This is a genomic window from Streptomyces sp. SID11385 (assembly GCF_010548245.1).
Classification (GTDB): Bacteria; Actinomycetota; Actinomycetes; order Streptomycetales; family Streptomycetaceae; genus Streptomyces.
The window spans coordinates 1-6,574 of sequence record NZ_JAAGLR010001128.1 but is presented as its reverse complement, the minus strand read 5'-3'; the positions used below and the strand labels follow the sequence as shown (position 1 = coordinate 6,574).

General features: G+C 71.9%; 4 protein-coding genes and 1 pseudogene. 4 read left to right on the top strand and 1 reads right to left on the bottom strand.

Annotated features, from left to right (window positions below; genetic code table 11):
* Positions 1-33: 33 nt before the first annotated feature.
* From G3I42_RS34495 to G3I42_RS34480, 4 genes are all read left to right on the top strand, one after another.
* Positions 34-1,737: an NAD(P)/FAD-dependent oxidoreductase gene (locus G3I42_RS34495; protein ID WP_164291597.1), complete on the top strand. Its 1,704-nt coding sequence runs from the start codon at positions 34-36 to the stop codon at positions 1,735-1,737.
* Positions 1,738-1,849: 112 nt separating this feature from the next.
* Entirely contained in the window at positions 1,850-3,565 is a 1,716-nt protein-coding gene (locus G3I42_RS34490) for an NAD(P)/FAD-dependent oxidoreductase (RefSeq protein WP_164291598.1), read from the top strand.
* On the top strand, positions 3,562-4,617 hold the full coding sequence (locus tag G3I42_RS34485) for an NADP-dependent oxidoreductase (RefSeq protein ID WP_164291596.1): 1,056 nt from the start codon (positions 3,562-3,564) through the stop codon (positions 4,615-4,617). Before G3I42_RS34490 ends, G3I42_RS34485 begins: the two co-directional genes overlap by 4 nt.
* Positions 4,618-4,703: 86 nt before the next feature.
* Positions 4,704-5,954: a cytochrome P450 gene (locus tag G3I42_RS34480; protein WP_164291595.1), complete on the top strand. Its 1,251-nt coding sequence runs from the start codon at positions 4,704-4,706 to the stop codon at positions 5,952-5,954.
* 314 nt (positions 5,955-6,268) lie between these two features.
* Here the strand turns inward: G3I42_RS34480 and G3I42_RS34475 are convergent.
* A pseudogene (locus G3I42_RS34475) lies at positions 6,269-6,574 on the bottom strand (MFS transporter permease); the annotation flags it as partial.

Genomic DNA, 6,574 nt, shown 5'->3' with positions numbered 1-6,574 from the left:
ACCGACGCGGCGGCCGTGACCGGGGCGGCGCCCGTGACCGACGCGGCGCCCGTCACCGGGGCGGCGCCCGTCACCGACTGGGAGTCCCGGGAGCGCACGCCCGGGACCCCGCCCCGCGTCCTCGTGATCGGGGCCGGGCTCGCGGGGCTCGCGGCGGGCTCGTACGGGCGGATGAGCGGGCTGCGGACGCTCGTCCTGGAGAAGCACGTCCTGCCCGGCGGCTGCTGCACCGCGTGGTCGCGCGAGGGATACGTCTTCGACTACTGCATCGAATGGCTCATCGGCACCGCCGAGGGCAACGAGGCGCACCAGGTGTGGCGCGAACTCGGCGCGCTCGACGGCAAGTCGGTGACGAACTTCGAGCTGTTCAACAAGGTCGTCGGCGGCGACGGCCGCGAGGTCGTCTTCTGGAACGACCCCGACCGCCTCGAAGCGCACCTCCTGGAGCTGTCCCCGGCGGACGCCCCGCACATCCGCGCGTACTGCCGCGACCTGCGACGCCTGCTCAAGGTCGAGCTGTACCCCTTCCTCACCGCGCCCGCGCTGAAGAGCTGGGGCGAGCGGCTGCGCACCCTGCGCACCGTCCTGCCCGTCTTCCGGCTCTTCTGGCGCAACGCCGCGATGCCGATGCACACCTTCGCGGACAAGTTCCAGGACCCCCTGCTGCGCACCGCGTTCCGCAACATCTTCTTCCAGGACCCCGAGGGCTTCCCCGTCCTGCCGTACCTCTTCAACATGGCGAGCGCCTACCACGGCAACGCGGGCTTCCCGCAGGGCGGTTCGCTCGGCCTCGCGCGCTCCGTCGAGGAGCGGTACACGCGGCTCGGCGGGGAGATCCGCTACCGGGCCCGCGTCGCACGCGTCCTCGTCGAGGACGATCGCGCGATCGGCGTCGAACTGCGCGGCGGGAAACGGCTCTACGCCGAGCACGTCATCTCCGCCGCCGACGGGGACACCACGATCAAGGGCCTGCTCGGCGGCCGGTACACGGGCCAGCGGATCGACAAGCTGTACGAGGAACTGCTCGACCAGGAAGGGACGTTGTTCCCCGCCGTCGTGTCGGCCTTCGTCGGCGTCGAGGGCGGCCTCCCCGAGGGCGAGGCGCACAGCACGACGTACCTCCTCGACGAGGAGGACGCGGCACGGCTCCCGGGCGGCCTCCAGTCCAGCATCGTCGTACAGCTCCGCTCCCGCTACGCCGACGGCTTCGCCCCCGAGGGCAAGTCCGTCGTGCACTGCACGTACTTCAGCGACTACGGCTACTGGGCGGACCTCCGTGCGAAGGACCGCCGCGCCTACCGCGCCCGCAAGGCCGAAGTCGCCTCCTTCGTCCGCGAGTTCCTGGAGCGGAAGTGGCCCGAGGTGGCCGGGCGCATTGAGCTGGTCGACGTCGCCTCGCCCGCCACGACGCGCCGCTACACCGGCAACCACAAGGGCTCGATCCTCGCCTGGAAGGCGTTCTCGGAGGCCGACGACATCTCCGCGAAGCTCGTCGGCAAGGACCGGATGCGCCTGCCGGGGCTCGCCGGCTTCTCCATGGCGGGCCAGTGGGTCGGCATGGGCGGGCTCATCCGCGCCGCGTCGACCGGGCGCTTCGCCATCCAGTACCTGTGCGACGAACTCGGACTGCCCTTCCGGGCGTTCGAGAGCGACAACGCCGAGCCCTGGCACCCCGGGAAGCTCGGCAGCCTTCCCCAACTGGACCGCTGGAACGAACGCGAGGAACGGGCCCGATGACGAGCGTCTACGAGGAAGGGCAGGCCCCATGACGAGCCGCCCCACCGCCCACCTGGCCCAGCTCGCCGAGGAGGAGCACAAACGCGCCCGGGCCAGGAACCGCCGCGAGACGATGCTGATCATCGGGGCGGGGCTCGGCGGCCTCTCCACCGGCGTCTACGCGCAGCTCAACGGCTACCGCTCCCGCGTCCTGGAGATGCACGAGATCCCGGGCGGCTGCTGCACCGCCTGGGAGCGCGGCGACTACACCCTGGACGCCTGCATCAGCTGGCTGCTCGGCAGCGGCCCCGGCAACGAGATGCACCAGATCTGGCTCGAACTCGGCGCGCTCCAGGGCAAGGAGGTCCGCCACTTCGACGTGTTCAACGTCGTCCGCGACACGGACGGGCGCGCGGTCTACTTCTACTCGGACCCCGACCGCCTCCAGGCCCACCTCACCGAGATCTCGCCCGCCGACGCCCGCCACATCAAGGGCTTCTGCGACAACCTCCGCTCCTTCCGCAAGGCCCTCGCCGTCTACCCCTTCCTCAAACCGGTCGGGCTCATGGGCAGGGTCGAGCGGATGCGGATGCTCGCCGGGTTCCTGCCGTACTTCAACGCGGTCCGCAAGACGATCTCGGTCCTCATGCGCGACTACTCGCAGAAGTTCCAGAACCCCTTGCTGCGCCGGGCGTTCAACTACGTGCTGTACGAGCGCCACCCCAACTTCCCAGTCCTGCCCACCCACTTCCAGATGGCCTCGCACGCCAACCTCTCCGCGGGCGTCCCCGAGGGCGGCTCGCTCGGCCTCGCGCGCTCCATCGAGCAGCGCTACCTGCGGCTCGGCGGGGAGGTCTCGTACAACACGAAGGTCGAAGAGGTCCTGATCGAGGGGGACTCGGCCGTCGGGGTGCGGCTGAGCGACGGCAGCGAAGTGCGCGCGGACATCGTCGTCGCCGCGTGCGACGGCCCGACCACGATGCGCTCGCTGCTCAAGGGCCGCGATCTCGGCAAGGAGTACGAGCGCCTGTACACCGACACGATCGAGAAACCCGGCATGGTCTTCCCCGGGTACGTGACGCTCTTCCTCGGCCTGAAGCGCGAGTTCCCCGAGGCCGACCCCTGCACGACGTACCTGCTCGACGACGACACGGCCGCGAAGCTCACCGGCATCCGCCACTCCAGCATCAACGTCCAGTTCCGCAACCGGCATTACCCCGAGCTGTCCCCGCCGGGCACGAGCGTCGTCTACGCCACGTACTTCTGCGACATCGCGCCGTGGCGCGCGCTCGACGAGGGCCCCGAGCAGCGCACCCGGCGCAAGGCCGGCGAGGAGCTGCACACGCTGCCGGTCAAGCACGGCCGCGGCTACTACGCCGCGAAGCACCAAGTGCGCGACACCCTCGTGGAGTTCCTGGAGGAGCGCTTCCCCGGGCTGAGCGACGCCATCGCCGTGCGGGACGTGTCGACGCCGCTCACGCAGGTCCGCTACACGGGCAACTTCGACGGGACCGTGCTCGGCTGGCAGCCCTTCGTGGAGAGCGGCGAGACGCTGGAGGAGCTGATCAAGAAGTACGGGCCCGGGGTCCCCGGGCTGACGAACTTCTACCAGTCGGGGGTCTGGGCCACGACCGGCGGGCTCATCCGCGCGGCGGCGGCCGGGCGGCACGTCATGCAGTTCGTCTGCCGCGACGACGACAAGGAATTCACGGCGTCCGTGGACACGCACGGACCGCTGCCGACCCACCGGGTCATCCCGGTGGGGCCGAGGGTGCCCGGGCCGGCCGCGGGGCCCGCGGACGACGGCGCCGTATCCGTACGCGTACCGCAGAAGGAGGAATCCCGGTGAAGACCAGCAAGTGGATCGTCCGCGAGCACATCAAGGGCACCCCGGACGTCTCGCGCGTCTACGAGCGCGTGGAGGAGGACCTGGACACCGACCTCGCCCCGCACCAGATGCTCCTGCGCACGCGGTACGTCTCCGTGGACCCCTACCTCCAGGGCATCACGCTCGACACCCCGATCGGCGCGCACATGGGCGCCGACACCATCATGGAGGTGCTGGAGGCCGGACCCGAAGCGCCTTTCCGCGAAGGGGAGTTGCTCCAGGGGTACGGGGGCTGGCGCACCCACCTGGTGAGCGACGGGAAGCCCGAGCTGTGGGCCACGGGAACCTTCCCGATGGTCTTCCCCGCGTACCGGCGGCTGCGGCCCGAGTGGTACGACGACGGGCTGCCGCTCTCGACGGCGCTCGGCGCGATGGGCGGCCCCGGGATGACCGCGTGGGGCACGCTGAGCAAGTTCCTCGACGTGCGCCCCGGCCAGACCCTCGTCATCAGCGGCGCCTCCGGCGCGGTCGGCGCCCTCGCCGGGCAGCTCGCGCGGTGCGCGGGCGCCCGCGTCGTCGGCACCACGTCGAGCCCCGCGAAACGCGACTACCTGCGCGGCCTCGGCTTCGACGAGGTCATCCTCTACCGCCACGGCGACAGCACCGAATCGGTCCGCGCGGCCCTGGAGACCGCCGCGCCCGACGGCGTCGACCGCTACTTCGACAACCTCGGCGGGGCCGTCACGGACGCCGTCTTCTCGATGCTCAACGTCGACAGCCGCGTCGCGGTGTGCTGGCAGTGGGCGACGCAGGTGGGCGGCGAGGCGATCGGCCCCCGCCTCTTCCCGTACATCATGTTCCCCCGCACCACGATCCGCGGCATCTTCTCCATCGAGTGGTTCACCGACGCCAACTGGCAGTCCCTGCATGAGCAGTTGGGCGGGAGCATCCGGCGCGCCGAGGTCGTGAGCGACCAGACGGTGTACGAGGGCTTCGACGCGATCCCCGAGGCGTACGGGAGCCTGTACGGGGCGCGCGAGGCGAACCGGGGGAAGGTGCTGGTGAAGGTGTGAGCGGCGGGACCGGCGGGGAGCGGGGGCCGCCCGGGGGCCCGCCCGCTCCCGCACCCCGCCCGCTCCCCCTCCCCGGAAGGTCCGCCGTGACCAGTACCCTCCCCACCCCCCTGCCCCCGATGCACCGCGTCCCCAGCGCGCCCTGCACGGCCCCGCACCCCTTCGTCCTGCCCGACGGCACCGCCGCGTGGCGCGTGAGCAGATACGCCGACGTGCGCGAAGTCCTCGGCGGAGGAAGCTTCACGCGGGCCGCGCTCTACGACGAGGAGCACGGGGACCGCCCGAGCGAGGGCGGCATCGTCGACGACCCCGAACTCCTCTTCAACCAGGACGGCCCCGAGCACCTGCGGCTGCGCCGCACGGTGGGACGGGCCTTCACACCGCGCGCGGTGGCCCACTGGGAGCCGTGGATCACCGCGACGGTCGAGGAACTGCTCGACGGGCTCGTCCGGCACGAGGGCCCCTTCGACCTCGTCTCCGGGCTCGCCCGGCCGCTCCCCGTCACCGTCATCACCCGGCTCCTCGGCCTCGACGGGGACGCGTGGGAGAAGATCGGGTACTGGAGCGACCTCGCCTTCACGGACGGCTCGCACTCGGCGGCCGAAGTCGCCTCCGGACTGGCCGACTTCACGAGCTTCGGCGGTGAACTCCTCGCGCTGCGGCGCAAGGAGCCCGGGGACGACCTGGTGAGCGGCATCGTGCAGGCCGCCGACGCCGAGGGCGGCATCCCGGAGTCCCAACTCGTGCGCTTGGTCTGCGGGATGGTGGTGGGCGGGCACGACAGCACCATGACGATGCTCGGCAACGTGCTCCTCTACCTGCTCGGCGAACGGCGCGACGCCTGGCCGCGCCTGACGGCCGTCGGTGCTGCGGGGCTCGCCGCCGACCGCCTTCTCCACTTCGTCCCCCTCGGCGAGGACCCCGGCAGCCTGCGCCGCTGCGTCGCCGACACCGAACTCGGCGGCGTCCGTATCCCAACGGGAGCGATCGTCGTGGCCGACATCGTCGCGGCGAACCGCGACCCCGAGGTCTTCCCGCCCGCCGAGAGGGAGGACCTCTTCAGCGAACTCCCCGCCCCCACCCTCGCCTTCGGCGGCGGTCCGCACTACTGCATGGGCGCCTGGCTTGCCCGCCTAGAACTCCGCACCGCCCTGAACCGCCTCGCGACCCGCCTCCCCGACCTGCGCCTCGTTTCCGGCGACGGGGGGAGCGGTGGCGTGGCCGACGGGGGAGTGGCCGACGGGGGAGTGGCCGACGGGGGAGTGGCCGACGGGGGAGTGGAGTGGCGGCTGGGGACGACGTCGCGGGGGCCGAAGAGGTTGATGGCGGTGGGGTGAGGGGGCGGTGGGGTGGGGTGGGGAGGCCGTCTTCGCCCAGGGGGCTGGGGCGAGGGGGTGTGCGGGGGCGAGGGCAGCCGCCTCCCGCCCTGGGGGGCGACAGGGGGCATCCGGGGGCGAGGGCAGCCCCCTCCCGCCCTGGGGGGCGACCCCAATTACCATCCTTCCGCAAGTTCACCCCCACCCCCGCCCATCCCGCCCAATCTGTGGATAACTTCCGCGAACCCGAAAAACCTCTCACTCTTTCGAGCGAGAGGCATGATCGGGCATTTCGGGTGATATCTCCACGAATCCTCAGGTGGGTGAGTGCTCACTCACCTCCCGGAGGGGTTCTCCACAGGCCCCACGGTGGCTCCGCGCCCGGTCGGCGCCGGGAGCGCCGGGAGCGCCGGGGGCCGCTGTCCGCGCGTCCCGCCCCGTATCGCCGCCCACGCTCCCGCCGCCGCCACCGGCGGGAGCGTGTAGCCCAGCCACGGGCAGGCCCCGTCCGCCAGGTGGCCCGCGACCGTCGCGCCCGCCGACGAGCCCGCGAGGATCGCCGTCACCGCCCACGTCATCGCCTCCGTGAGGCGCTGCGGCGGGACACGGCTGTGCAGCGTGTTCATCGCGGTGATCATCAC